Origin of the sequence: Phycicoccus sp. Root563, from assembly GCF_001427915.1 — a bacterium.
Classification (GTDB): Bacteria; Actinomycetota; Actinomycetes; order Actinomycetales; family Dermatophilaceae; genus Pedococcus.
Map to the genome: position 1 here is coordinate 330,390 of NZ_LMGM01000001.1, position 23,428 is coordinate 353,817.

Annotated in this window: 24 protein-coding genes and 1 riboswitch; of the genes, 6 read left to right on the forward strand and 18 right to left on the reverse strand. The window is 72.5% G+C overall.

Annotation, left to right across the window (positions count from 1 at the left end; all coding sequences use genetic code 11):
* Window positions 1–3 precede the first annotated feature (3 nt).
* Together ASD62_RS01530 and ASD62_RS01535 are read right to left on the reverse strand one after the other, a co-directional pair.
* Window positions 4–885: a serine hydrolase gene (locus ASD62_RS01530; protein WP_162254744.1), complete on the reverse strand. Its 882-nt coding sequence runs from the start codon at window positions 883–885 to the stop codon at window positions 4–6.
* 10 nt (window positions 886–895) lie between these two features.
* Window positions 896–1,738 (reverse strand): PhzF family phenazine biosynthesis protein, encoded by an 843-nt coding sequence (locus tag ASD62_RS01535; RefSeq protein ID WP_056914461.1) that lies wholly within the window; start codon window positions 1,736–1,738, stop codon window positions 896–898.
* A 25-nt stretch (window positions 1,739–1,763) separates the two neighbouring features.
* Between ASD62_RS01535 and ASD62_RS01540 the strand changes: the two genes are divergently transcribed.
* Window positions 1,764–2,411 (forward strand): histidine phosphatase family protein, encoded by a 648-nt coding sequence (locus tag ASD62_RS01540; RefSeq protein ID WP_369818739.1) that lies wholly within the window; start codon window positions 1,764–1,766, stop codon window positions 2,409–2,411.
* 2 nt (window positions 2,412–2,413) lie between these two features.
* Here ASD62_RS01540 and ASD62_RS01545 read toward each other — a convergent pair whose 3' ends face one another.
* The 4 genes from ASD62_RS01545 to ASD62_RS01560 form a co-directional block, all read right to left on the reverse strand.
* Window positions 2,414–3,049, reverse strand: coding sequence for an RES family NAD+ phosphorylase (locus ASD62_RS01545; protein ID WP_056914463.1), 636 nt, complete (start codon window positions 3,047–3,049; stop codon window positions 2,414–2,416).
* Window positions 3,046–3,591 carry a hypothetical protein gene (locus ASD62_RS01550; protein WP_056914464.1) on the reverse strand — a complete coding sequence of 182 codons (546 nt, stop codon included), beginning with the start codon at window positions 3,589–3,591 and terminating at the stop codon, window positions 3,046–3,048. Before ASD62_RS01550 ends, ASD62_RS01545 begins: the two co-directional genes overlap by 4 nt.
* 100 nt (window positions 3,592–3,691) lie before the next feature.
* The gene (locus ASD62_RS01555) at window positions 3,692–4,450 is read right to left on the reverse strand and encodes a bifunctional 2-polyprenyl-6-hydroxyphenol methylase/3-demethylubiquinol 3-O-methyltransferase UbiG (protein ID WP_056914465.1); all 759 of its coding nucleotides are present in this window, start codon (window positions 4,448–4,450) and stop codon (window positions 3,692–3,694) included.
* A gap of 112 nt (window positions 4,451–4,562) precedes the next feature.
* Window positions 4,563–6,044 carry a glutamate-cysteine ligase family protein gene (locus ASD62_RS01560; RefSeq protein ID WP_056914466.1) on the reverse strand — a complete coding sequence of 494 codons (1,482 nt, stop codon included), beginning with the start codon at window positions 6,042–6,044 and terminating at the stop codon, window positions 4,563–4,565.
* 147 nt (window positions 6,045–6,191) lie between these two features.
* Between ASD62_RS01560 and ASD62_RS01565 the strand changes: the two genes are divergently transcribed.
* Complete coding sequence (locus ASD62_RS01565; protein ID WP_056914467.1) at window positions 6,192–7,370, forward strand: exonuclease SbcCD subunit D; 1,179 nt, start codon at window positions 6,192–6,194, stop codon at window positions 7,368–7,370.
* Window positions 7,367–10,540 carry an AAA family ATPase gene (locus ASD62_RS01570; protein ID WP_056914468.1) on the forward strand — a complete coding sequence of 1,058 codons (3,174 nt, stop codon included), beginning with the start codon at window positions 7,367–7,369 and terminating at the stop codon, window positions 10,538–10,540. The genes ASD62_RS01565 and ASD62_RS01570 overlap by 4 nt, the downstream gene beginning before the upstream one ends.
* A gap of 141 nt (window positions 10,541–10,681) precedes the next feature.
* Here the strand turns inward: ASD62_RS01570 and gcvP are convergent, their stop codons facing one another.
* The 10 genes from gcvP to ASD62_RS01620 all read right to left on the reverse strand — a co-directional run bounded on the left by gcvP (window position 10,682) and on the right by ASD62_RS01620 (window position 19,709).
* Window positions 10,682–13,624 (reverse strand): aminomethyl-transferring glycine dehydrogenase, encoded by a 2,943-nt coding sequence (gene gcvP, locus ASD62_RS01575; RefSeq protein WP_082580506.1) that lies wholly within the window; start codon window positions 13,622–13,624, stop codon window positions 10,682–10,684.
* Between the two features lie 69 nt (window positions 13,625–13,693).
* A riboswitch (glycine riboswitch) is annotated at window positions 13,694–13,812 on the reverse strand.
* Window positions 13,813–13,896: 84 nt separating this feature from the next.
* On the reverse strand, window positions 13,897–14,478 hold the full coding sequence (locus tag ASD62_RS01580) for a MerR family transcriptional regulator (RefSeq protein WP_056917077.1): 582 nt from the start codon (window positions 14,476–14,478) through the stop codon (window positions 13,897–13,899).
* 183 nt (window positions 14,479–14,661) lie between these two features.
* Window positions 14,662–15,159 carry a bifunctional nuclease family protein gene (locus tag ASD62_RS01585; protein WP_056914469.1) on the reverse strand — a complete coding sequence of 166 codons (498 nt, stop codon included), beginning with the start codon at window positions 15,157–15,159 and terminating at the stop codon, window positions 14,662–14,664.
* 19 nt (window positions 15,160–15,178) lie between these two features.
* A complete protein-coding gene (locus ASD62_RS01590) occupies window positions 15,179–15,910 on the reverse strand; it encodes a MerR family transcriptional regulator (protein ID WP_235530599.1) in 732 nt (243 codons plus the stop codon).
* Window positions 15,911–15,923: 13 nt separating this feature from the next.
* Window positions 15,924–16,379: an FHA domain-containing protein gene (locus ASD62_RS01595; RefSeq protein ID WP_056914471.1), complete on the reverse strand. Its 456-nt coding sequence runs from the start codon at window positions 16,377–16,379 to the stop codon at window positions 15,924–15,926.
* A 107-nt stretch (window positions 16,380–16,486) separates the two neighbouring features.
* The gene (gcvH, locus tag ASD62_RS01600; protein ID WP_056914472.1) at window positions 16,487–16,876 is read right to left on the reverse strand and encodes a glycine cleavage system protein GcvH; all 390 of its coding nucleotides are present in this window, start codon (window positions 16,874–16,876) and stop codon (window positions 16,487–16,489) included.
* A gap of 119 nt (window positions 16,877–16,995) precedes the next feature.
* Window positions 16,996–17,691, reverse strand: a complete 696-nt coding sequence (locus tag ASD62_RS01605; protein ID WP_235529159.1) for a DUF881 domain-containing protein — start codon at window positions 17,689–17,691, stop codon at window positions 16,996–16,998.
* 56 nt (window positions 17,692–17,747) lie between these two features.
* Complete coding sequence (locus tag ASD62_RS01610) at window positions 17,748–18,080, reverse strand: small basic family protein (protein ID WP_056914474.1); 333 nt, start codon at window positions 18,078–18,080, stop codon at window positions 17,748–17,750.
* Entirely contained in the window at window positions 18,077–19,087 is a 1,011-nt protein-coding gene (locus tag ASD62_RS01615; protein WP_056914475.1) for a DUF881 domain-containing protein, read from the reverse strand. The genes ASD62_RS01610 and ASD62_RS01615 overlap by 4 nt, the downstream gene beginning before the upstream one ends.
* A 7-nt stretch (window positions 19,088–19,094) precedes the next feature.
* Entirely contained in the window at window positions 19,095–19,709 is a 615-nt protein-coding gene (locus ASD62_RS01620; RefSeq protein WP_255354124.1) for a CDP-alcohol phosphatidyltransferase family protein, read from the reverse strand.
* Between the two features lie 42 nt (window positions 19,710–19,751).
* Here ASD62_RS01620 and ASD62_RS01625 point away from each other — a divergent pair, with 42 nt between their 5' ends.
* The gene (locus ASD62_RS01625; protein ID WP_056914477.1) at window positions 19,752–20,894 is read left to right on the forward strand and encodes a MalY/PatB family protein; all 1,143 of its coding nucleotides are present in this window, start codon (window positions 19,752–19,754) and stop codon (window positions 20,892–20,894) included.
* Between the two features lie 69 nt (window positions 20,895–20,963).
* Here ASD62_RS01625 and ASD62_RS01630 read toward each other — a convergent pair whose 3' ends face one another.
* Window positions 20,964–21,407 carry a YdeI/OmpD-associated family protein gene (locus ASD62_RS01630; protein WP_056914478.1) on the reverse strand — a complete coding sequence of 148 codons (444 nt, stop codon included), beginning with the start codon at window positions 21,405–21,407 and terminating at the stop codon, window positions 20,964–20,966.
* 33 nt (window positions 21,408–21,440) lie between these two features.
* On the opposite strand from ASD62_RS01630, the gene ASD62_RS01635 reads away from it, so the two are divergent.
* A complete protein-coding gene (locus ASD62_RS01635) occupies window positions 21,441–22,088 on the forward strand; it encodes a DUF2461 domain-containing protein (protein ID WP_056914479.1) in 648 nt (215 codons plus the stop codon).
* 53 nt (window positions 22,089–22,141) lie between these two features.
* Window positions 22,142–22,906 (forward strand): class I SAM-dependent methyltransferase, encoded by a 765-nt coding sequence (locus tag ASD62_RS01640; RefSeq protein WP_056914480.1) that lies wholly within the window; start codon window positions 22,142–22,144, stop codon window positions 22,904–22,906.
* A gap of 40 nt (window positions 22,907–22,946) precedes the next feature.
* Here ASD62_RS01640 and ASD62_RS01645 read toward each other — a convergent pair whose 3' ends face one another.
* Window positions 22,947–23,423, reverse strand: a complete 477-nt coding sequence (locus ASD62_RS01645; protein WP_056914481.1) for a hypothetical protein — start codon at window positions 23,421–23,423, stop codon at window positions 22,947–22,949.
* Between the last annotated feature and the right edge of the window lie 5 nt (window positions 23,424–23,428).

Here is a 23,428-nt window from a genome sequence, read left to right on the forward strand (position 1 = left end):
GCGTCAGGCTCCTTCCACCAGGTGGCGCAGGACCGCGCCGATCCGCGCCATACCGGTCAGTGCGGTCTCACGGGCGGCGGGTGAGCCGGTGTCGTCCCACTCCGCCAGGACGGCGTAGGCGAAGCACCCTCCGGGACCGGTCACCACGCCGGCATCGCCCCGGACGCCGGCAATGGTCCCGGTCTTGTTCCACAGGCGCACGCCGCGGTCCGGCTCGTCATGGCACAGCGGGTCGAGGCCGAACGCCCCTGCGACCATGGACAGGTCGGCGTTGAGCGACAACCACGCGACGACCTGTTCGGACACGGCCCGGGAGACCACCTCGCCGCGGTGCAGGCGGGCCACGAGCGTCGCCAGCCCGGCGGCAGTGGCGGTCGACAGCGTCGGAGGGTCGAGCGGGCCGCGTTCGTCGAGCACGGGTCCGTGCAGGGCCACCGCCTCCACACCACAGTCCACCGCCGTCGCCGCGACGGCCCGGGCCCCTCCGACGCGGTGGAGCAGGACGTTGGTCGCGAGGTTGTCGCTGAAGGCGCCGACAAGCGCAGCACAGTCACGGACCTCGAGCGAGGCAGTGGCCAGGTGGCGCCAGAGCCCTGAATCGGCCACGAGGTCCTCGGTCCGGGGAACGAGCTGCTGGCTGCCGTCGAGCGAGCCGTTCTCCAGCAGCCTGGCCACCTCGACCAGGAGCAGGATCTTGCCGAGGCTGGCCGTCCGTTGCACCCGGTCCGCGTCGGCGCTGGCGAGCACCGCACCCGTGCCGGCGTCCGTGAGGTGCCACGCCCAGCGAGGTGGACACTGGCCGGGGCCCAGCACGTCCTCGGCCACGACGCCGACGAGGTCACCCAGCAGGGCGTCCACCCGGACGGGGGGCCCCGGGTCGTTCACCGCAGCGCCCTCACAGGTCGAGCGCTCCCTCACCGAGGGGGTGGACGAGTCCGCCCACGCGCACCGCGCCGTCCTGCACGGACAGCAGCAGGGTGGACGGTCTGCCGACCTGGGCCCCCTGGCTGACGACCCATTGCCCCGAGCGGCCCTTGTCGGCCAGCCACGCGCCGAGGTTGGAGCACGCGGACCCGGTGGCAGGGTCCTCGATCGCCGCCGCGCCCTGGGTGAACAGGGCCCGCGCCTCGACCTGCCCCTCGCCGGTCTCGCACCACAGGTAGACGAGGGTCTCTCCGCCTCGCGTGCCCATGCCCGCGAACTGACGCATGAGCGCGGCGTCGCCGACCGCTCGGCGCACCGCGTCGACGGAGGCGGCCTGGGCGATCACCTGCGCACTCCCGGTGCTGACCTGCTGCACGGGGCCGACGAGGTCGTCCGGCTCGAGCCCGACGCAGGACGCGATCTCGTCGAGCTGGTAGTCCGCGTGGACGACGCCGGGGTTCGCCGTCAGGGTCCACGTGTCACCGTCCGCGCTGACGGGGATGACTCCGGCAGGCATCGAGAGCGACAACGAGTCGCCACCCAGTCCGAGCGCGCGCACGACGTGTGCCGTCCCCAGGGTGGGGTGCCCCGCGAACGCCATCTCGTAGTTCGGCGTGAAGATGCGGACCCCGGCGTCGGCCCCGTCCACCGCAGGGACGAGGAAGGTCGTCTCCGAGAGGTTGAACTGGCGTGCCAGTCCTTGCATCTGGTCGTCGGTCAGGTCCTGGGCTCCCTCGACGACGCACAGCGGGTTGCCCGAGAACGGGTCCGCCGTCCGGGCGAAGACGTTGAGCAGCCGGTAGGTCAGGCGCATGCGACCACTCTGTCATGCTGACCACGTGTCGAGCAGCGTTCCGAACCCGCCCAGCCCACCCACCGGACGACTCGTCCTGCTGCGCCACGGCGAGACCGCCTGGTCGCTGTCGGGGCAGCACACCGGGCGCACCGACATCCCCCTGACGACGCACGGCGAGGAGCTCGCCCGGGCCGCGGGGCAGCTCCTCGAGGGCCGCGAGTTCGCCCTGGTGCTGTCCTCACCCCTGCAGCGCGCCCGTCGCACCGCGGAGCTCGCCGGCCTCGAGCCCGAGATCACCGACGACCTGCTGGAGTGGGACTACGGCGCGTACGAGGGCCTGACCACCCCGGAGATCCGCGGGCAGCTGGGGTACGACTGGACGGTCTTCGAGCACGGTGTCCCGGCAGGTGACACCCCCGGCGAGACGGTCGAGGAGGTCGCCGCCCGGGCCTCGAGGGTCGTCCGGCGCGCGGTCGCCGCCATGGCGCACGGCGACGTGGCCCTGGTCGGCCACGGACACTGCCTGCGGGTGCTGGCGTCGGTGTTCCTGCGAAGGGAGCCCAGGCTGGGCGCCCAGCTGCTGCTGGACGCGGGCTCGGTGAGCGTCCTGCAGTACGAGCGCGAGAAGCCCGCCATCCGCGTCTGGAACCACGGACCCGCGGTTGCAGCGCGTCCCTCCGACCCGGCCTGAGCTCAGCTCCGGGGCACCCGCGTGCGCGGGGGCCGCACGACGGTGAGGTCGGCGCGGCGCGGCGTGGACCACGTCCTCGGTGCTCCCGGGACCGAGGCGGCAGGGACAGGGTCGAGGTCGGCGGGCCAGGACGTGGCCCCCTCGTCGTCGAACAGCGCCACGGCGCTGGCGGGGCCCGGGGTGAACCGCGGCCCGTACCTCACGCCGCCGTGCCCGGCACGGTCCAGGGCCTGCGCCCAGAGCTGCGGCACGGCATACGGGACCATCGTCTCCAGCTCGCGGGTGACGCCGAAGTCGCCTGCGGCACCTGACTGCACGTCGGCGACCTCGCGGTCGTCGGGGAGGCGCAGGCGTGACACCACCACGTCCTCGAGCAGGCTCTCCGGCACGGTGACGGCACCGCCGAGCACCGGACCGACCCGCTCGCGGACCGCGCTGCCGGGATCGAGGGCGGTGTAGCAGGTGCCGCGCGGCGACGGGAGGTCGAACCGGCCGCCGCCCTCGTTGCCGAACCACCAGGCGCCGAAGTCGACCGAGTGCGCCCGGAACAGGTCGGTCGCGCTGTCGACGTGGTGGGTGGGGAAACCGTCGAGGGAGGTCCTGGGCGGGCCCTGGGCAACCCGCTCGCGGTCGCTCATGCGGCCCAGGCGGCCGCATCGGCCGTGGCGCGGTCCGCCACGTGCCGCACCGCCGACGCGGAGGACCGGTGGACGACGAGGTAGTCGATCGCGCTCTGGCCGTCGAAGACCGGGGTCGGCGTGGTCAGCCAGGCCCCGACTGACCAGCCGTCCACTCCCCTGCGCGTGAACGCGCCGACCGCCTCGACGACGCCGGGCCGCACCGCGCCGTTGCGCCCGAACTGCAACGAGGGGTAGACGAGGTGGCCGTCGGCGGTGCGGCACGCCAGCACCGTGCCCCGACGCACCCGGTCGAACAAGGCCTGCCGCGAGATGCCGAGCCACGCGATCAGGCCGGCCGTGTCGTAGAACGGCCCGAGCGGCTGGTCGAGCGGGTGCACGGTCGGCAGGGCTGCGAGCATCCGCTCGGCGAGCTCGTCGACGTCACCGAGGTCGAGCGTGCGGCCCTGGGCACGCAGGTCCTCCGACCGCGCCTCGATCCGCTGCCGCAGCGCCTCGGTGAGGGCGTCGACCGCGGTCGTGGTGCGGGTGCGTGGCGTCATGTGGGGGCCTCCGTCAAGTCCGGCGAGCGTCAAGGGCGTCAAGGTCAATGATGCCACTCTAGGTCGCTGCACCGACAGTCGCCGCCGGCCGGCTGCGCCGTCAGGCGCGGCGACGAGCCCGCAGGACCACGTCCTGCGTATGGTGCGTGCCCCCTCCGCTGAGCGGCACCTCCCGCGGCCTGGACTCGTCGACCTCGACCTCCCAGTCGGCGCCCAGGACCCGCGCCACGTCGTCGGGGAACACGTAGTCGTCGGGGTCCCAGCCGTGCGACCGCGCCTCGTGCATGTCGGCCGGCGAGTGGTGGACCACGAGGAGGGTGCCACCCGGCGCCACGGCATCGGCCAAGGCGCGCTCGGCGTCACCCCCGGGCGTCCGCTTGAGCACCGGGTACTGCGCCGAGACGAGGTCGAACGACCCTGCGGGCAGCGCGGCCTCGACGAAGCCGTCGTGCACCCACTGCACCTCGACCCCCGCGTCGACCGCGTGCTGCCCGGCTCGCTCGAGGGCCACCGACGACACGTCGAGCCCGGTGACCTGCCAACCCAGCCGGGCCAGCCACACGGCGTCCGCCCCCTCGCCGCACCCGACGTCCAGCGCGCGGCCAGGCTCGAGGTGGGCCACCTGCGACACGAGCGACCCGTTCGGCTGCCCGCTCCAGATCTGCTCGGACGCGGCGTAGCGCTCGTCCCAGTCGTCATCGCCCGGCCCCAGCCCGCGGGGCATGCCGTCCGGGTGGGAGTGCTCCGGTCCGTGAGCCTGGTGGCCCCCCTGAGCATGGTCGCCGTGGCCATGGTCGTGGCGGTGGTCGTGCTCGTCGTCGTGGGCAGTCAGCGGGTCGTGCGCAGCGGGCGTCGTCATGTCCGCAGCGTGCCGCAGCGGCTCAGCGGCAGGCAAGCGATGTTGCCGTTCCCGCAAAGTCGGCCCCACGGCATACCGGCAGGGCGGCCGGCCACGCAGCGAGGAGTCGACGTCAGGGCAGCGGCCAGGTGTGCACGGGCTCGTTGCTGTGCATGTTGGCGACGTAGTGCTCGAGCATCTTCGCGAGGGCGCTCTGCCGGTCCAGGCCCGACGCCTCGAACCTGGCCACGGCGTCGGTCTGCCAGGTGGCGCCGTTGGTGCTGGTCGTCGCCCGACCCTCGATCACCGACAGGAACCGGTCACGCACCGCCGCCGACACCCCCCAGTCCGCCAGGCCCTCGTGGGCCATCGGCAGCAGGTGGCGCAGCACGAGCTCCTCGGCCCGCACCTCGCCGAACCCCGGCCAGTACAGGCGGGACTCGATGCCGTCGCGGGCCGCGTTGTGGAAGTTCTGCTCCGCCGCGGCGAAGCTCATCTTGCTCCAGATCGGCCGGTCGTCAGAGGCGAGCTTGCGGATGACGCCGTAGTAGAAGGCGGCGTTGGCCATGACGTCGACCAGGGTCGGGCCGGCGGGCAGGACGCGGTTCTCCACCCGCAGGTGCGGGGTGCCATCGACGATGTCGTAGATGGGGCGGTTCCAGCGGTAGACGGTGCCGTTGTGCAGCCGCAGCTCCGACAGCGCCGGGGCCTCGCCCGCGGCGAGCTTGGCCACGGGGTCCTCGTCGCTGACCTCGGCCAGCAGCGCCGGGAAGTAGCGCACGTTCTCCTCGAACAGGTCGAAGATCGAGGTGATCCACCGCTCACCGAAGAAGACACGCGGGCGGACGCCCTGGTTCTTCAGCTCGATGCTGCGCGTGTCGGTGGCCTGGCTGAACAGCTCGATGCGCGTCTCGGCGTGCAGCCGCTGGCCGAAGAAGAACGGCGAGTTCGCCGCCAGTGCGATCTGGGGGGCCACGAGCGCCTGCGCGGCGTTCCAGTGCGCGGCGAAGTCCTGGGGGGCGACCTGGAGGTGGAGCTGCACGCTCGTGCAGGCCGACTCCGGGGCGATCGAGTTGCAGTAGGTGGCCACCCGCTCCCCCGTCGGGCCCTCGATGTCGAGGTAGATGTCCTCGCCACGGGCGTAGAAGATCGAGTCGTTGAGTGCGGTGTAGCGGTTGTTGGCGCTGATCCACTCGCCCTCGAAGTGCTGCGGCATGATCGTCGGCAGGATGCCCACGGCGACGATGTGGGCACCGCGCTTGTCGGCCGCCGCGCTGGCGGCGTTCAGGGAGGTCCGCATCTCCTCCTCGAGCTCGATCGCCGAGTCACCGGGCAGCGGGCGGGGCGGGACGTTGAGCTCGATGTTGTACTGCGCCAGCTCGGTCTGGTAACCCGGGTCGGCGATCGCCTCGAGCACCTCCGCGTTGGCGAACTTGGGTTGGTAGGCGTCGTCGACGAGGTTGAGCTCGATCTCCATGCCGGTCATCGGCCGGTCGAACTCGAAGACGCTCTGGGCCAGCATGCGTTCGAAGACGTCGAGGTTCTGGCGCACCTTCTCGCGGTACTGCTGGCGCTGCTCGCGCGTGTAGCTCTGCGCGGTGACTTCCTCCCCCACGGGGGACCTCCTTGACGGTGCGTCCGGTATGCCGGTGGGCCACCTCGTGTGCGGACCGGCGCCGTGCGGACATGACGCCGTGATGACCTAACCATGCGCAGGGCGCGCCTGCCAACGGCTGTCACCGCCCGCTCGTAGCCTGCAGGGGTGCGCTTGCTCCACACCTCCGACTGGCACCTGGGACGCTCGTTCCACCAGGTGGGGCTGCTCGACGCCCAGGCGCAGTACCTCGACCACCTCGTGGAGACGGTGCGCAGCGAGTCGGTGGACGCGGTGCTCGTCTCCGGAGACGTCTACGACCGGGCGATGCCCTCCCCCGACACCGTGCAGCTGCTCAGCGAGACGGTGACCCGCCTCGTCGGCGAGGGGACTGTCGTCGTGCTGTCCAGCGGCAACCACGACTCGGCGATCCGGCTCGGGTTCGCCAGCGACCTGCTGGCCAGGACCGGCCTGCACATCCGTTCGTCACTGGACTCCATCGGCACGCCGGTGATGGTCGGCGACGTGGCCGTCCACCCGCTCCCCTACCTCGAGCCCGCCGTCGCGGCCGGCCCCCTCGGCACCACCGAGCGCACGCACGCGGGGGTCCTGGGGGCGGCGATGGCCAGGGTCAACGCCGACCGGGTCACGCGCGGTGGGCGTTCGGTGGTCATGGGCCACGCCTTCGTCACCGGAGGGGCGACGAGCGACTCCGAGCGCGACATCTCGGTCGGCGGGGTCGGCGCGGTCCACCCACGCACCTTCGCCGGACACGACTACGTCGCCCTCGGGCACCTGCACGGTCGGCAGCAGGTCAGCGAATCCGTGCGCTACAGCGGGTCGCCGGTGGCCCTGTCCTTCAGCGAGCACCGCCAGACCAAGGGGTCGTGGCTCGTCGACCTCGATGACGCCGGCGTGCACGTGGAGCCGATCGACGCACCCGTGGCCCGCCCGCTCGCCGTCCTGCGTGGCGACCTCGAGGACCTGCTCGCCGACCCGCGCCACGGCGCGGCCGAGCGGGCGTGGTGCCAGGTCACCCTGACCGACGCGGTGCGCCCGCCTGCCGCGATGGAACAGCTTCGGCGCCGGTTCCCCCACACGCTGGTGCTCCAGTTCGACCCGCAGGGAGCGCCGGTGCCGGTGCGTTCCTACGCCCAGCGCGCGACGCAGCAGCAGCCGCTCGACGTCTGCTGCAGCTTCCTCGACCACGTCCGCGGCGGGCAGGCCCCCACCGTCGCCGAGCGCGAGGTGCTCGCCGCCGCCGTCGAGGCCGTTCGCACGGGACGCGCCGGGCGCGACGACGAGGGCCAGCTGTCCCCGGCCCGTCGACGGGTGGGCGCGGCATGAGGCTGCACCACCTGTCGGTCACGGCATTCGGCCCGTTCGCCGGCAGCGTGGAGGTCGACCTCGACGAGGTCGCGGCCGGTGGCCTCTTCCTCATCCGCGGGGCCACCGGGGCGGGCAAGACCAGCCTGCTCGACGCCATCGCGTTCGCCCTGTATGCCGACGTGCCCGGCTCGCGATCGAAGAAGGGCCTGCACAGCGACCACGCCGACCGCGGGGCCGTCCCGCAGGTGACGCTCGAGTTCACCGCGGTCGGACGACGGTTCCGGCTGGAGCGCTCGCCCGAGTTCTCCCGGCCGAAGTCCCGCGGCACCGGGGAGACGAGAGTCCAGGCCAAGGCCGTCCTGTGGGAGCAACGCGACGGCGGCTGGGAAGCCCTGAGCACCCGGCACGACGAGATCGCCGACGTCGTCAAGGACGTCCTGGGCATGGGGCTCGAGCAGTTCAACAAGGTGGTCCTGCTCCCCCAGGGCGACTTCGCCGCCTTCCTGCGGGCCACTCCGGAGGAGCGACGCGGTCTGCTCGAGAAGCTCTTCGACGTGTCCACGTACGCCGGCATCGAGGAGTGGTTCGCGACGCAGCGCAAGGATTCGGCTGCTGCCGTCGAGGCCCACCACAGCGCCCTGCGCTCCGACCTGGCCGTGCTCGCGGACGTGCTCGCCGATGCTCCGCCCGGGCTCGTGGCCGAGGCCCTGGGCCACGTCGAGGCCGCCAACCCTGACGTGGACTCCGAGGTGCCCACGGACTGGTCCGCGCTGGCGCTCGACGAGCTGCCCGCGGCCCTCGACGCCGTGATCACCGCGCTCGGGACGGCCTCCGTCCAGGCCCTGGCAGCCGTCGACACCGCCCGGTCCGCCGACACCCTGGCCGCCAACGCCTTGCACGGCGCACGCGAGGTCAGTGCCCGCCGGGACCGTGGACGCCAGGCCGCCCAGGCCGTGGAGCGGCTCACCGCCCAGCAGCCGGCCGTCGACTCCGCGGCGCTGCGGGTCGATGCGGCGCTCCGGGCGCGCTCGGTGTCCGGGGACCTCGCGGCCCTCACCCGCGCCCAGGACACCGTCGCCCGAGCCGAGGAGCGGCTGGCCGTCACCACCCCCGCAGCCAGTGCCCTCGGGGTGACCGGCGACACCCTCGCGGAGGCCGCGGACCGAGTCACCGCCGCCACCTCGACCCTCGACGACGCCGAACGCCACGGCCGCTCCTGGCGGGAGCGGACACAGCAGCACACGACCCTCCTCGCGCAGACCCGTCAGGCCGAGGTCGCCCGCGACCAGCTGGAGGCTCGGGTGGTCGCACGGCGGGACGCCGCCCTGGCGGCCCAGCGCCAGCTCGCCGAGTCCACCCAGGCGGCGGGAGCGGTCGATGCGGCGGCTGCGCTCGTCAAGGACCTCGGCGTCCTGCACCGCACCCGGATGGCCCTGGACGCCGGTCGGGCCGACCTGGTCACGGCCCGAGCCACCTGCGACGGACACCGGACCACCGCGCAGGACCTGCGCGACACCTATCAGGACCTGCGCCAGGCCCGCCTCGACGGGATGGCGGCCGAGCTCGCCGCCCGGCTCGACGAGGGACAGCCGTGCCCGGTGTGTGGGTCCGCGGAGCATCCGACGCCTGCCACCGGCGAGGGTGCGGTGTCGGCGGACGACGTCGAGGCAGCCGAGCAGGCCTGGCAGCTGGCGGCAGCACGGCTCTCCGAGGCGCAGGCCGTGGTGGCGTCGATCGAGTCGGCACTCACCGAGCGCCAGAGCCAGCTCGGCGACGAGGACCGCGACGCCGCCGCCCTGGCGGAGGCGGTCGAGCAGGCCAGGGCCGAGCACGCCGCCGTGGTCCGGCGGGCCGCCGCGCTCGACCGGGCCAAGGCCCTCGTGGAGTCGACCGAAGTCGAGATCGCGACGTTGGCCGAGCAGGCCGCAGACCTGCGCGACGGGCTGACCGCCGCGCTCACGACCTTGTCCGCGCTCGAGAGCGACCTGGCCGCCGACGCCCTGGCGGTTCGTCACGCGGTCACGCGGCACGCTGCCGCCTGCCCGTGCACCGCCGGTCCCGGACCGGCTCAGCCTGACCCTGCAGCGCCGGACCCTGCGGTGCCGGACCCTGCGGTGGCGGACACCGTGCTCGAAGGCGTCGAGGACCTCCTGGCCACCCTCGCCCCACTGCGGCGGCGTCACGATGCCGCGGCACGGGCGCTCGCCGACCATGCCGACGCCACCCTGGTCCTGGCGAGCTCCCGGGCAGCGGCGGCCACCGTCGTGGAGGCCACGACGGTGGCCCTGGCCGAGTCCGGGTTCACCGCTGCCGACGAGGCGCGGGCCGCGGCCCTGCCCGCGGACGACATCGCCACCCTCCAGTCGCGGATCGCGGCCCACAGCCAGTCCCTCGTCCAGGCGACCACGGTGCTGGACGACCCCGACGTTGCCGCAGCCCTCGCCGGCGACGCCCCCGACCTCGAGTCCCTGGGGACCGCGGCGGAGCTGGCACGCCAGGCCTACACCGCGGCCCTGGGCACCGACACGCTGGTGCGGCGCACGCTGGCAGGCGTCGAGCGCGTCCGCTCGAACGTCGCCGAACGCGGCCTGGCGCTGACCGAGGCAGCGGCCCGGCACGAGGTGCTGCGCGAGGTCGCCGACGCCGTCGCCGGCACCTCGACGTCCAACTCGCTGCGGATGCGGCTGTCGGCGTTCGTGCTCGCTGCGCGACTGGAGAAGGTCGCGGCCCTGGCCAACGAGCGGCTCGCGACCATGGGCGAGGGTCGCTACCAGCTGCGCCACACCGACGGTCTCGCCGCCCGGGGTGCCCGCAGCGGCCTCGGCCTCGAGGTGCTCGACCTCTGGACCGGTCAGGCTCGCGACACCAGCTCGTTGTCCGGGGGCGAGTCGTTCATGGCGTCGCTGGCGCTGGCCCTCGGGCTCGCCGATGCGGTGCGGGAGGAGTCCGGGGGCTTCGACCTGCAGACGCTGTTCGTCGACGAGGGATTCGGCACGCTCGACGACGCGAGCCTCGAGCAGGTGATGGCCGTGCTCGACGACCTGCGCGAGGGCGGACGCGCCGTGGGCGTCGTCAGCCACGTCGCCGAGCTGCGCACCCGCATCTCGAGCCAGGTCGTCGTCATCAAGACCGAGCGCGGCTCGACCGTGCGCACCGGCGTCGCCAACGACGCGGCCCCCGCCGCCTGAGCCGTCCGCGGGGCCGTCCCGTCCCGTGGTGTCGGCCTGCGCCGGCTCGTCCTGCAGCCGAGTAGTCCTGCAGTCGGCCCGTCCTGCAGCCGGGTCGTCCTGCGGTGCGCGCGGCTGTCCTCGCGCACCGCAGGCCGCCGGTCAGCTCTCGAACGCCTCGGGCGGCGGGCAGCTGCAGACGAGGTTGCGGTCGCCGTAGGCGCCGTCGATGCGGGCCACCGGCGGCCAGTACTTGTCGGGCGCGTGGACTCCCACCGGGAAGGCTGCGTCGGACCGCTCGTACGGGTACTCCCACTTGCCTGCGAGGGCCTTGGCGGTGTGCGGGGCGTTGCGCAGCATGCTGTCGACGACAGCCACCTCTCCGGCCTCCACCGCGGCGATCTCGTGACGGATCGCGATCATCGCGTCGCAGAACCGGTCGATCTCGCCACGATCCTCGCTCTCGGTCGGCTCGACCATCAACGTCCCGGCGACCGGGAACGACATGGTGGGCGCGTGGAACCCGTAGTCGATGAGCCGCTTGGCCACGTCGTCGACGGTGACGCCGCTGCGCTTGGTGAGGTCCCGCAGGTCGAGGATGCACTCGTGGGCCACGATGCCGTCGTGACCGGAGTAGAGCACCGGGTAGTGCTCGCGCAGCCGGGTCGCGATGTAGTTGGCGTTGAGGATCGCCACCTGGGTCGCGCGGGTCAGGCCGGCACCACCCATGAGGCGGACGTACGCCCACGAGATCGGCAGGATGCTCGCCGAACCGAACGGTGCCGCCGAGATCGGGCCGACCCCCGTCGCCGGACCGGCCTCGGCCGAGAGCGGGTGGTTGGGCAGGTGCGGCGCGAGGTGCGCGCGCACCGCCACCGGACCGACGCCCGGGCCGCCACCACCGTGGGGGATGCAGAACGTCTTGTGCAGGTTGAGGTGCGAGACGTCCGCCCCGAACTTGCCCGGTCGGGCGAGGCCGACGAGGGCGTTGAGGTTCGCCCCGTCGACGTACACCTGACCACCGGCGTCATGGACCAGGCCGCACAGCTCGGTGATGGTGTCCTCGAAGACGCCGTGCGTCGACGGGTAGGTCACCATGATGGCCGCGAGGTCGTCCCGGTGCTGGTCGACCTTGGCGCGCAGGTCGTCCATGTCGACGTCGCCGCCGGGGGCGGTCTTCACGACGACGACCTTCATGCCGGCCATGACGGCGCTGGCGGCGTTGGTGCCGTGGGCGCTGGCCGGGATGAGGCAGATCCGGCGCTGCGACTGGCCGTTGGCCTCGTGGTACGCGTGGATCGCGAGGAGCCCGGCGAACTCACCCTGCGAGCCGGCGTTCGGCTGGAGCGACACCGCGTCATACCCGGTGATCTCGCACAACCACGCCGAGAGGTCACTGATGAGCGAGCGGATGCCCTCGGTCTGGTGGGCCGGGGCGAACGGGTGCAGGTGCGCGAACTCCGGCCAGGTCACCGCCACCATCTCGGTCGTCGCGTTGAGCTTCATGGTGCAGGAGCCCAGCGGGATCATGCCGCGGTCGAGCGCGAAGTCGCGGTCGGACAGGCGCCGCAGGTAGCGCAGCATGGAGGTCTCGCTGCGGTGGCTGTGGAACACCGGGTGCGTGAGGTACTCACTGGTGCGCACGAGCTCGGTCGGCCACCGGACGCCGTCGAGCGGGACCGACGTGGTGCCGGTGGCGCCGAACGCCGACCACACCGCGTCGAGGTTGCGCAGGTCCGTCGTCTCGTCGACGCTGACCGACACGCGGTCCGCGTCGACGCGCCACACGTTGACGCCGCGGTGGGCCGCCTCACTGACGACCTCGTCGGCGCGCCCCGGGACCGAGACGGTCACGGTGTCGAAGTAGTGGGTCGTGAGGACCTCCACCCCGCTCGCCTGCAGGCCCTCGACGAGCGCGCGGGCGTGGCCGTGGACGCGCTTGGCGATCGCCGCGAGGCCGTCGGGTCCGTGGTAGACGGCATACATCGAGGCCATCACGGCCAGCAGCACCTGGGCGGTGCAGATGTTGGAGGTCGCCTTCTCGCGACGGATGTGCTGCTCACGGGTCTGGAGCGCGAGCCGGTATGCCGGGGCCCCCTCCGTGTCGACGCTCACGCCGACGAGGCGGCCGGGCAGCGACCGCTCGAGGCCGGCGCGGACGCTCATGTAGCCGGCGTGGGGGCCGCCGAAGCCCATCGGCACCCCGAAGCGCTGGGTCGTGCCCACCGCCACGTCGGCGCCCCACTCCCCCGGCGCCGTGGCTAGGGTGAGCGCGAGCAGGTCCGCGGCGGCCGTCACGAGCGCGCCGGCCTCATGGGCAGCTGCCGTGAGGGCGCTCCAGTCGCGGACCTCACCGTCGGCGCCGGGGTACTGCACCATCACGCCGAACACGGGGGCCCCGCCGGCGGCGGCCGTCAGGGCCTCCACCGAGGCGACCTCGTCCAGGTCGGCCTCCACGACACCGATGCCGAGGGGGAGCGCCCGGGTCCGCATGACGGCCAGGGTCTGCGGGAAGAGGTGACGGTCGACGACGAGGACGGCGTCGGCGCCGGCCTTGCTCGAGCGTCGCATCAGCGTCATCGCCTCGGCAGCGGCCGTGCTCTCGTCGAGCAGGGACGCGCCGGACGTGGAGAGGCCGGTGAGGTCGCTGACCACGGTCTGGAAGTTGATGAGGGCTTCGAGGCGGCCCTGCGAGATCTCCGGCTGGTACGGCGTGTAGGCCGTGTACCAGGCCGGGTTCTCGAGCACGTTGCGCTGGATCACGGCCGGGGTGATGGTGCCGTAGTAACCCAGGCCGATCATCGACGTCATCACGTGGTTGCGCCGGGCGAGGCCGCGCAGCTCCTCGACGACGGCGGACTCCGAGGGGCTGGGCTCGACCCGCAAGGGGGTGTCGCTGCGGATCGCGCCGGGCAGGGCCGCGTCCACCAGGGACTCGAGGCTGTCGTGGCCGACGGCGGCGAGCATCGCGGAGACGTCGTCCCCCGACGGGCCGATGTGGCGGCCGACGAACTCGGGCAGGCGGGTGGTCGGCTGCTCGGCGGTGGCGTCGGCACCGGCTCCGGTCGAGGCGTCGGCGGGCGTGCTGGTCTGCTGGGCGGACATGAGGCTCCTGAACGTCGGACTGCTCGGATCGCCTCCCCATCTGTCACGGGTTCGCCGCTCCAGAGGTGCCTGTCCCATGCAGTCCTGGCGCCTGAGAGGTTCCGGGGAGTTTGCCCCTTCGGCGCCCCGCCGTGGGCCGGGCGTCGAAACGCACGCGGCTCACGCGGGGACTCTCCCGCACGGGATGTTCAGCACCGCCCAATCTACAGCACGGGCCGCCGTCCCCGAGGGAGCGGCGGCCCGTGCAGGACAGCAGTGTGGTTCAGGCGTGGTCAGGCCAGGCGGGCCTGACGACGGACGCGGAGCTCGTCACCGGGGTGGTCCGCCGGGGCCTCCTCGTCGGTGCGCTCGCTCGGCAGCTCGGCGAGCTCGCCCTCGACCTCGCGCCACACGCGGCCGACGGCGATGCCGAAGACTCCCTGGCCACCCTGGACGAGGTCGATGACCTCGTCGGCGGAGGTGCACTCGTAGACCGACGCACCGTCACTCATGAGGGTGATCTGGGCCAGGTCCTCGACCCCACGCTCGCGCAGGTGGGTGATGGCGACCCGGATCTGCTGGAGGGAGACCCCGGTGTCGAGCAGTCGCTTGACCACCTTGAGGACGAGGATGTCGCGGAAGCCGTAGAGCCGCTGCGTGCCCGAACCCGTGGCGCCGCGGACCGAGGGCTCGACCAAGCCGGTCCGGGCCCAGTAGTCGAGCTGGCGGTACGTGATCCCGGCCGCCTTGCAGGCCGTGGGACCGCGGTAGCCGATGTCCTCGCTCAGCTCGGGCAGGTCGTCCGTGAACAAAAGCCCCTGTGCCGCTCTCGGCACACTCGTGTGGCCGTGGCCAGCCTCACTGCTCGTGTTCACGACGCTCACCTCCTGGTCGAACTACGGGTGTAACTACATGGGTTGCATTTGCGGGTCTGGGCTGACCGTACGGCCGCACAGATTGCAACGTCAACAACCACTCGACCTCGGGGTTTCGGCGTGTCGCGCCGTCGGGGTCGACTCTCGATGTTGAGTTGAGATAGAGGGTTTGAGCGTGGCCGCTCAGGCTTCTGGGCCGGTTTCGCCCGGTTTGGTCTCGAAGTCCTCGGCCGAGACGTGGTCGAGGAACTCGCGAAAACGCTCGACCTCGTCGTCCTTGTCCTCCTCGCCGGTCATCGCGACGCCCGCCTCCTCGAGGAGCGACTCCCCCGCGACGATGGTCGTGCCGGTGCGCAGCGCCAGCGCGATGGCGTCCGAGGAGCGCGACGAGATCTCGGTCGTCCCGTCGAGGACCAGGGCCGCATGGAAGACGCCGTCCCTGAGCTCGACGATGCGGACCTCCGTGAGCTTGTGGCCCAGACCCTCGATGACGTTCTTCATGAGGTCGTGGGTCAGCGGGCGCGGCGGCTCGATCCCCTGCTGGGCGTACGCGATGGCCGTCGCCTCCGCTGCGCCGATCCAGATCGGCAGGTAGCGGTCGCCGTCGCGTTCCCGCAGCAGGACGATGGGGTGGTTGGTGGGCATCTCCACCCGGACGCCGAGGACCTCGAGCTCCTTCACTGCTCCACCGTACCCCGGTTCAGCCGCGCTGCAGTCCGTCCTTCACGAGGGCGGTGTGCAGGGCGACGCACAGCCGCAGCACCTCCCCCGTCGGGTCGGCCGCGGCACCGCCGCGACCCCCCTTGCCGGACGCGGCACGGTGGGGCGTGACGACCTGCTGGACCAGCCCGATCTCACGGTCCGCCGCCGTGCGGAACGGACGGAGGTGCCGGGGCTCGACGCCGTAGGCCGCGAGGGCGCCGGCCGCGTGGGCGATGCCCAGGGCCGCCTCGCCGTAGTGCCCGGCAGCATCCGGGCGGACGAGGCCGAACGTCTCGAGGGCGTCGATCGTGGTTGCGTCCAGGCCGGCGGCGGAGCCGAGCTCGTCGCGGGTCAACCGCAGCGACCCCACCTCGGTCAGGGCAGCGGCCGTGGGCACGTCCGGGTCGGTGACCGGCGCAGGGACCGAGGGCCGCGGCATACCGGCGGACGAGCCGCGCTCCGGCGTGAGGCCACGGTCCAGCGCGTCCAGGGCGTCACGGATGACCTTGAGCGGCCAGAAGTGGTCGCGCTGCGCCGTGAGGATGTAGCGCAGCCGGTCGACGTCGGCCGCGGAGTACGTGCGGTAGCCCGATCCCGTGCGCGCGGGCGTGACGAGGCCCTCGGCCTCGAGGAACCGGATCTTGGAGATGGTGATGTCCGGGAAGTCCTCACGCAGGGCAGCCAGCACCGCCCCGATCGCCATCGACTGCCGTGGTGTGCGAGCGGTCACCAGGGGCCTTGCGTCAGGCCCTGCCGGCGTAGAAGACCAGGCGGAACTTGCCGATCTGGACCTCGTCGCCGGTCTGCAGCGTGGCCTCGTCGATCCGCTCGCGGTTGACGTACGTGCCGTTGAGCGAACCCACGTCGCGGACGACGAAGGTCTCGCCCTCGCGACGGAAGTTCGCGTGCTTGCGGGACACCGTGACGTCGTCGAGGAAGATGTCGCTGTCGGGGTGACGGCCGGAGTTGACCTCGTCGTCGTCGAGGAGGAACCGCGCACCGGTGTTGGGTCCGCGCAGGACGACGAGCAGGGCGGTGCCGGGACGCAGCGCGTCGACCGTGGCCTGGTCGGCCTTGCTGAGCGAGACCTCGGTCTCGGCCGACGTGTCGACCGGCTCGAGGCCCGAGATGCCGGGGAGACGCATGGTCGTCGGCTCGTGCGGGTGCGACGCCTGCTCGTCCATCTCGCTGCCGTTCATGGGTGCTGCGCTCCTCTGTTGTCGTCAAGCCCCTCTAGCAAAGCACACACCCTAGGTGACGCCGCCGACACTGCGCAGCGAAATCCGGCCCGGGTGCCGGCGGTCGGTCAGCCGAGCTGACCCTGGTATGCCGCGGGGTCCAGGAGGGCCTCGACGGCAGCGGCGTCGGAGGGGCGGAGCTCGTACATCCAGCCCTCGCCGTAGGGGTCGGTGTTGACGAGCTCCGGGGTGCCGTCGAGCGCCTCGTTGACCGCGGTGATCTCACCGGCGAGCGGGGCGTACAGGTCGCTGACCGACTTGGTCGACTCGACCTCGCCGCAGGCGTCGCCGGTCGCGACGGTGTCGCCGACGGTCGGGAGGCTGACGTAGACGACGTCACCGAGGGCGTCCTGGGCGAAGGAGGTGATCCCGATGCGCACGGTGCCGTCGTCGCCGGAGCGCACCCACTCGTGCTCGGCGGTGTAACGAAGGTCCTGGGGGTACTCCAGCTCGCTCATGCTGCTCCTCTGGCGCGTGACTGACGGTGTGACGGAACGCTGTTGGCCGCCAGTGTGTCCGACGGGGGTCGGACGTGGTGGGGCGGGGTGGGTCGCGGTGCGTCCTGGCTGCGGGCGGCCTACTTGGACGGCGTCGGGACGGGCCGAGCGTAACGAGGGTCCTGAAGGGAGTGCAATGCAGTGACCTCGATCGAGTCGGCCTGGCGCACGGTCGAGGTGGCCCCGTCCTTGCGGACCGACTCCGTCACGCCGCCGGGGATGTCCATGGCTGAGGCCATGGTGGCCGGGTCGCCGATGGCCTTGATCGAGTAGGGCGGGTCCACCCGCGTGCCGCTGATCTCCACGCCGCCGTCGGCGTCCGCGAACCACGTGCTCGCGACGATGCGGACGTCGCCGATCTGCACGGCCTCGGCGCCGGCGTCCCGTAGCTCCTGCAACGCGTCGAGCAGCCTGGCCGCGCTGATCTTCCGGTCGGGGTCGTTGATCGTGATGACGACGCCGCGCCCGGTCGCCGGGGCGGTGCCGGTGAGGATGCCAAGGGTGTCGAGGCGCTCCTGGGCGGACTTCAGCGCCTCGGCGCTGGAGTCGACACCGGACAGGAGGGCGTCACGGCTGCTCTCGAGCTCGCGGGTGTCGCTGGCCAACCGCCCCTGCGCCTGGCTCACGTCGTCGAGGATCCGGACCAGCTCGTCCTCGCGCAGCTGCTCCAGCCCGCTCTGGTTGGTCTGCTGCACCTGGGTGGCGATGGCGAAGCCGAGCGCGATGGCGAGGAGGGCGGCGAAGGCGTTCGCACGGGTGGCGCGCGGGCGTGCCATGCGCAGCAGCGTGACCCACGCGCTGGACGTGGGCGGGGAGGACGGTGGCGTCGTCGTCATGCCTTGAACAGGTGTCGGCGGATCGAGGCGACGTTGGAGAAGATGCGCACGCCGAGGACGACGACGACGCCGGTGGACAGCTGCGAGCCGACACCGAGCTGGTCACCGAGGAAGACGATGAAGGCGGCGACGACGACGTTCGCGAGGAACGAGACGACGAACACCTTGTCGTTGAAGATCCCGTCCAGGACCGCACGCACCGCCCCGAACACGGCATCGAGGGCCGCGATCACGGCGATCGGCAGGTACGGCTGCAGCACGAGGGGCACGTCGGGGCCCCAGAGGAGCCCGATGAGGACGCCGCCGACGAGGCCGAGCAGGGGTATCACGGTGTGTTCTCCGAGGTGGGCGTTGGGGAGTCGGTCCTGGAGCTCGAGCCCGACGGTGCCGAGCCCGAGGACGCCGAGCCAGATCCGGGTTTCGAGGAGGTCGGGGTGCTCGAGGTCGGTGCCGGCACGGTGGCCTCCCGCACGGTCAGTGCGGTGGCCGCAGGCACCGTGAGGTCGTCCTTGGCGTCAATGGAAACACGGATGCCGTAGTTGTCCTTGAGGGCGCGCGCGTAGGCGCCCCCCGCCGTCTCGGCGAAGTCCACCTGGAGCCCGTCGGGGTCGCCCAGCACGGTGATCGTGTAGGGACGGGCGAGGGGTCTGTAGTTGACGAGGATGGCGTCACCGGCGAAGCGGATGGCCGATCGCGAGGTGAGCCGCTGCTCGTTGACCGAGATCGCCTCCGCCCCCGCCTCCCACAGTCCGTTGACCACGACCTGCATGTCCTTGGAGTAGAGGATGCCGTCGGTGTTCTCGCTCGACGTGCGCGGGTTGCCGTCGGCACTGGTGTCGCCGGCCCCGGGGGCGTTGTCGAGGACGACCACGATGCCCTTCCCCTGCAGCGCCTGGGCGCCCGACGCCAGGTCGAGGGCTGCGAGCCGGCTCTGCAGCGAGCTGGACGTCTGGCCGAGGGCCTGGCTGCGCAGCTCGTCCACCTGCGCCTGGAGCTTGCGCAGGGCAGTCTCCTGGCGGTCGACGGCGGTCCGGCGAGCCTCCACCTGGGAGACCAGCTGGGCCTTGGCCCTCGCGGCCGAGGTCGACGGGGCCCGCAGGGCCACCGCGCCGAGCGCCAGGAGCAGGCCCACGACGGTCGCCGCCACGACCACGGTCAGCGTCCGGGTGCCCGTGCTGGGCGGGAGGCCCTCCGAGACGCGCCGCTCGGCCGCGGCGGCATACCCGGGGTCGAGCGGGCGCTCCATCATCGAGGTGAGCAGGGTCATCGACTCGTCCGGCCGTCGCCCCGTGGGGGTCGGGTCGGGTGCGGAGGTGCGGTGCGACGTGGGAACCATCGTGACCTCAGCGCGCGGCGGCCACGCGAGCAGCCACCACCTGCCGCGCCTGGACGATGTACATCACGCCGGCGACCCAGTAGAGCGCAGTACCCCACCACGCGAACGCCCACCCGATGGGCAGCGCCCAGGCGGCGAACCCGCTTTCCCCCTGGCCCAGGAGCAGCAGCGGGAAGGCGTAGAGGAGGTTGAACGTCGCCGCCTTGCCGATGAAGTGGACCGGCAGGCCCGTCTGTCCGTGCCGCTTGACCCACCAGAGCACGCCGGCGAGCAGCAGCTCCCGACCGACGAGGGCCCAGACCAGCCACCACGGGATGACGTCACGCACGGCGAGGCCGACGAGCGTGGTCGCGATGTAGAGGCGGTCGGCGAACGGGTCGAGCAGCTGCCCGAGGCGGGACTCCAGGCCGTACCGGCGCGCGATCTTCCCGTCGAGGTAGTCGCTCAGCCCCGAGAGCATCAGCGTCACGAGGGCGATCGCGTCGTGCTCGGTCAGGATCGCCCACAGGAACACCGGGACGCCGAGCAGCCGCAGCATCGACAGGACGTTGGGCAGGGTGAGGACGCGGTCGGACACGAGGGACACCCCCGAACCCGTCCCCCGATCACCCTGTGCCGCCACGCCCGAAGCCTAACGGGCGGCTGGGACGTAGAGTTCGCAGGCATGGACAACCCGCTGGTCGGACCGGGTCTGGCTGCGCTCCGCGAGCGCCGGAGCGTCAAGTGGCGCCTGTACGGACCTGACGTCCTGCCCCTCTGGGTCGCGGAGATGGACGTCGTCCCGGCGGAGCCCGTGCAGCGTGCGGTGATCGACGCGATGCGCTCGGGCGACACCGGCTACCCGTGGGCCGAGGACTACGCCACGGCCCTGTCCGCGTTCGCGACGCAGCGGTGGGGGTGGACGCCGGACCCGGCCGCCATGGCGATCGTGCCCGACGTGATGCTGGGGGTGGTCGAGGTGCTCAAGCTGGTCACCGGCCCCGGCGACGCGGTCGTGATCAGTCCCCCCGTCTACCCGCCGTTCTTCCAGTTCGTCGGGAGCCTCGGCCGCAGGGTGGTCGAGGCGCCCCTGTCCCCCGCGGGTCGGCTCGATCCCGAGGCCGTCGAGCGGGCCTGCGTGGAGGCCACGCGCGGTGGTGGTCGGGCGGCATACCTGTTGTGCAACCCGCAGAACCCCACCGGGGCGGTGCACACGGCGGACGAGCTCACCGCGGTGCTCGAGGTCGCGAGCGCCCACGGGGTACGGGTCGTGGCGGACGAGATCCATGCCCCGCTGGCCCACCCCGGGGTGAGGTTCACACCGGTGGCCTCGCTCCCGGCAGGAACAGCCGCCATCTCGCTGATGTCGGCCTCGAAGGCGTTCAACCTGGCCGGGCTCAAGGCGGCCATGGCTGTGCCGGGGCCGCAGGCTCGCGCGGACCTCGCCCGCATCCCCGAGGAGGTCTCCCACGGAGCCAGCCACGTCGGTGTCATCGCCCACCGGGCGGCCTACCTCGAGGGAGGTCCGTGGCTGGACGCGCTGCTCGCGGGTCTCGAGGAGAACCGGCGCCTGCTCGGGTCGCTGTTGGCGCAGCACCTGCCTGAGGTGGGGTACCGCGAACCGCAGGGCACGTTCCTCGCCTGGCTGGACCTGAGGGCGTACGACCTCGGCCCCGATCCAGCAGCGGTGCTGCGCGAACGCGCCAAGGTGGCCCTGCACCCCGGCCCCGGCTTCGGCGCGGGCGGGCAGGGCCACGCCCGGCTCAACTTCGGGACCTCGCCGGAGATCCTGCGCGAGGCCGTGACCCGGATCGCCGCGGCGGTCTGACGAACCCCGCGTCGGGAGTCACCGGGACTCGCGGGCACTCGTCGGGACTCGCCGCCGCATCGAGCTGGGTCAGCCCTTGCTGCGCAGCGCCTCCAGCGTCTTGTCCACCCTGCGGGCGCGCGTCTCGGCGGCCTTGGCCCCCTCGATCGCCAGCGCGTGCTGGCGCTGGTGGGAGTAGGAGAGCTTCGCCCAGGCGGCCTGCGCGGCGGGGTCGCCGGCCAGGGCCGCCGCCAGCTCGGCCGGGACCTCGACGGTCCTGGGCGCCGTGTCGAGCTCGAGCTCCACCTCGTAGGTCCGGCCGCCCACGGCACCGGTCAGTGCGCGGTTCTCGGCGCTGACGCCGACCCAGCTGCTGCCGCCCATGGGCGCGACGCTGCTGCGGTACGTGGCGCCGTTGAGGGTCACCGTCACCTTGGGGCGCTTGCCCCCGCCGAGACCGTCGACCACCTCCCGCGGCACCTCGAAACCCGTGGTCGTCCTACCCGTCTGCTGCAGCTCGGCCGTGAACCTCATGGGAGCGAGTATGCCGCGTGGCACAGTGGGTGGATGGCTGACAGCAGTGGGTTCGACGGCTTCCCGGTGTGGGGTGTGGAGTTCTACCAGGACCTCGAGGAGGACAACACACGGGAGTTCTGGCTCGCCCACAAGACGCGGTGGCAGACCGACGTCCGGGACCCGATGCGTGCTCTGGTCGACGCGCTGGAGGACGAGTTCGGACCGGGCAAGCTGTTCCGCCCCAACCGGAACCTGCGCTTCAGTGCCGACAAGTCCCCGTACAAGACGCACCAGGCAGCCCTGGTGGGTCGGGACAAGGGTGCCGGCTGGTACCTCCAGCTGGGCGGTGACGGCCTCACCGTGGGCGGGGGGTTCCGCGCGCACTCCCCCGCTGAGACGGTTCGGTACCGCGCCGCGGTCGACTCGAGCGCGTCCGGGCCGGCGCTCGAGCGCATCGTCGCCGACCTCCGCGCGGCCGGGTTCGCGCTGGAGGGGGCGGAGCTGAAGACCCGGCCGAAGGGATTCGGTGCCGACCACCCACGGCTGGACCTGTTGCGGCGCAAGGAGATGATGGCCGTCCGTCGGATCGGGGCACCGGACTGGCTGTCGACGCCGAGGACCCTCGCGGAGGTGCGGACGTCCTGGCGGCACGTGCGTCCGCTCACCGAGTGGGTGCTGGAGCACGTGGCCACCGACTGACCGGGGGCTGCCAGAGCCTGTTCGCCCGGGCGGCACAGGCCTAGAGTCCGAGGATGAGCTTCCTCGTCCCGGCGCAGGCCTACGGCAGGTTCATGGGCCGGTACTCCGAGCCCCTCGCCGACCAGTTCGTCGAGGTGGCTGGGATCCGGCCGGGTCAGCGCGCCCTCGACGTCGGGTGCGGACCGGGCGCCCTGACCGCCCGGCTGGTGGCGGTCCTCGGACCGGAGCGGGTGTCGGCCGTCGATCCGTCGCTGCCGTTCGTCGAGGCTGCACGGGAGCGCTTCCCCGGGACCGAGGTCACCGTGGGCAGCGCCGAGTCGCTCGAGTTCGCCGACGACTCCTTCGACGCCGCGATGGCGTCCCTGGTCGTGCACTTCATGACCGACCCCGCTGCCGGTCTCGCCGAGATGGCTCGGGTCACCCGCCCCGGGGGCGTCGTCGCAGCCACGGTGTGGAACCACGGCGCAGGTGCGGGACCGTTGTCGCTGTTCTGGGAGGCCGTCAGGGCGGTCGACCCGCAGGAGGAGGGCGAGAACGACTACGCGGGCGTCCACGAGGGCGACCTCGCCAGCCGGTTCCGGGCAGCAGGCCTGCACGACCTGACCGAGACGGTCCTGACGGTGCACGTGCCGTACGACTCGTTCGAGCAGTGGTGGGAGCCCTACACGCTCGGGGTCGGGCCCGCCGGTCAGTACGTGCTGGGACTCGACGAGGCCGGCCGCGCCCGGCTCGAGCAGGAGTGTCGCGGACGGGTGCCCGACGTGCCGTTCGTCGTGGCAGCCGAGTCGTGGTGCGTCACCGCCCGCGTGGCGGGGTGATCGCAGGCGCCCGGACGGGCGCCGGGGGTCGGGGGTCGGGTCACCCCTCGGCGGCGGCGCCCTCGATGGCCACACCCGCGATGGGGGTACCTGCGGGGAGATCGAGCACCTGCTGGTGGATCTGCCCGGCGATGTTCGTGGCGACGACGAAGTCCTGCACCTCCAGGTTGTCGACGGTCAGGGCACCGCCGAGCACGGGTGGGTGGATGAAGCTCAGCACCTGCTCGGGTCCGGGGACGATCCCCTGCTCGGCGGCGGCCAGGGCGAGCTCCCCCATGAGGTAACGGTCCTGCCCGTCCTGGGTCAGGAGCGCGGCCTCCACCGACTCGCGGTCCGGCCAGGCGTGGACGAGGGTCCCCTCGACCGTGTCGAGGAACGCGAAACCGCCCGGCGTCTGCAGGATCACGTCACCGAAGAGGGTCGCGAGGAGGGGCAGGGCGTCGGCCAGGTCCAGCCAGTCCCACGACTCGAGCGCGCCGGCATACGCCTCGGCGCTGAACTCCTTGGTGAGGTCCACGCCGC

What these genes read in the sequence shown, in the direction of transcription:
- gcvH (WP_056914472.1), bottom strand. Translation starts at nt 16,876, where the DNA reads ATGAGCGAGCTGGAGTACCCCCAGGACCTTCGTTACACCGCCGAGCAC.
- ASD62_RS01615 (WP_056914475.1), bottom strand. Translation starts at nt 19,087, where the DNA reads ATGGTTCCCACGTCGCACCGCACCTCCGCACCCGACCCGACCCCCACG.
- ASD62_RS01640 (WP_056914480.1), top strand. Translation starts at nt 22,142, where the DNA reads ATGAGCTTCCTCGTCCCGGCGCAGGCCTACGGCAGGTTCATGGGCCGG.
- ASD62_RS01630 (WP_056914478.1), bottom strand. Translation starts at nt 21,407, where the DNA reads ATGAGGTTCACGGCCGAGCTGCAGCAGACGGGTAGGACGACCACGGGT.
- ASD62_RS01545 (WP_056914463.1), bottom strand. Translation starts at nt 3,049, where the DNA reads ATGAGCGACCGCGAGCGGGTTGCCCAGGGCCCGCCCAGGACCTCCCTC.
- ASD62_RS01595 (WP_056914471.1), bottom strand. Translation starts at nt 16,379, where the DNA reads ATGAACGGCAGCGAGATGGACGAGCAGGCGTCGCACCCGCACGAGCCG.
- ASD62_RS01605 (WP_235529159.1), bottom strand. Translation starts at nt 17,691, where the DNA reads ATGGCACGCCCGCGCGCCACCCGTGCGAACGCCTTCGCCGCCCTCCTC.
- ASD62_RS01550 (WP_056914464.1), bottom strand. Translation starts at nt 3,591, where the DNA reads ATGACGCCACGCACCCGCACCACGACCGCGGTCGACGCCCTCACCGAG.
- ASD62_RS01570 (WP_056914468.1), top strand. Translation starts at nt 7,367, where the DNA reads ATGAGGCTGCACCACCTGTCGGTCACGGCATTCGGCCCGTTCGCCGGC.
- ASD62_RS01625 (WP_056914477.1), top strand. Translation starts at nt 19,752, where the DNA reads ATGGACAACCCGCTGGTCGGACCGGGTCTGGCTGCGCTCCGCGAGCGC.
- ASD62_RS01535 (WP_056914461.1), bottom strand. Translation starts at nt 1,738, where the DNA reads ATGCGCCTGACCTACCGGCTGCTCAACGTCTTCGCCCGGACGGCGGAC.
- ASD62_RS01555 (WP_056914465.1), bottom strand. Translation starts at nt 4,450, where the DNA reads ATGACGACGCCCGCTGCGCACGACCCGCTGACTGCCCACGACGACGAG.
- ASD62_RS01635 (WP_056914479.1), top strand. Translation starts at nt 21,441, where the DNA reads ATGGCTGACAGCAGTGGGTTCGACGGCTTCCCGGTGTGGGGTGTGGAG.
- gcvP (WP_082580506.1), bottom strand. Translation starts at nt 13,624, where the DNA reads ATGTCCGCCCAGCAGACCAGCACGCCCGCCGACGCCTCGACCGGAGCC.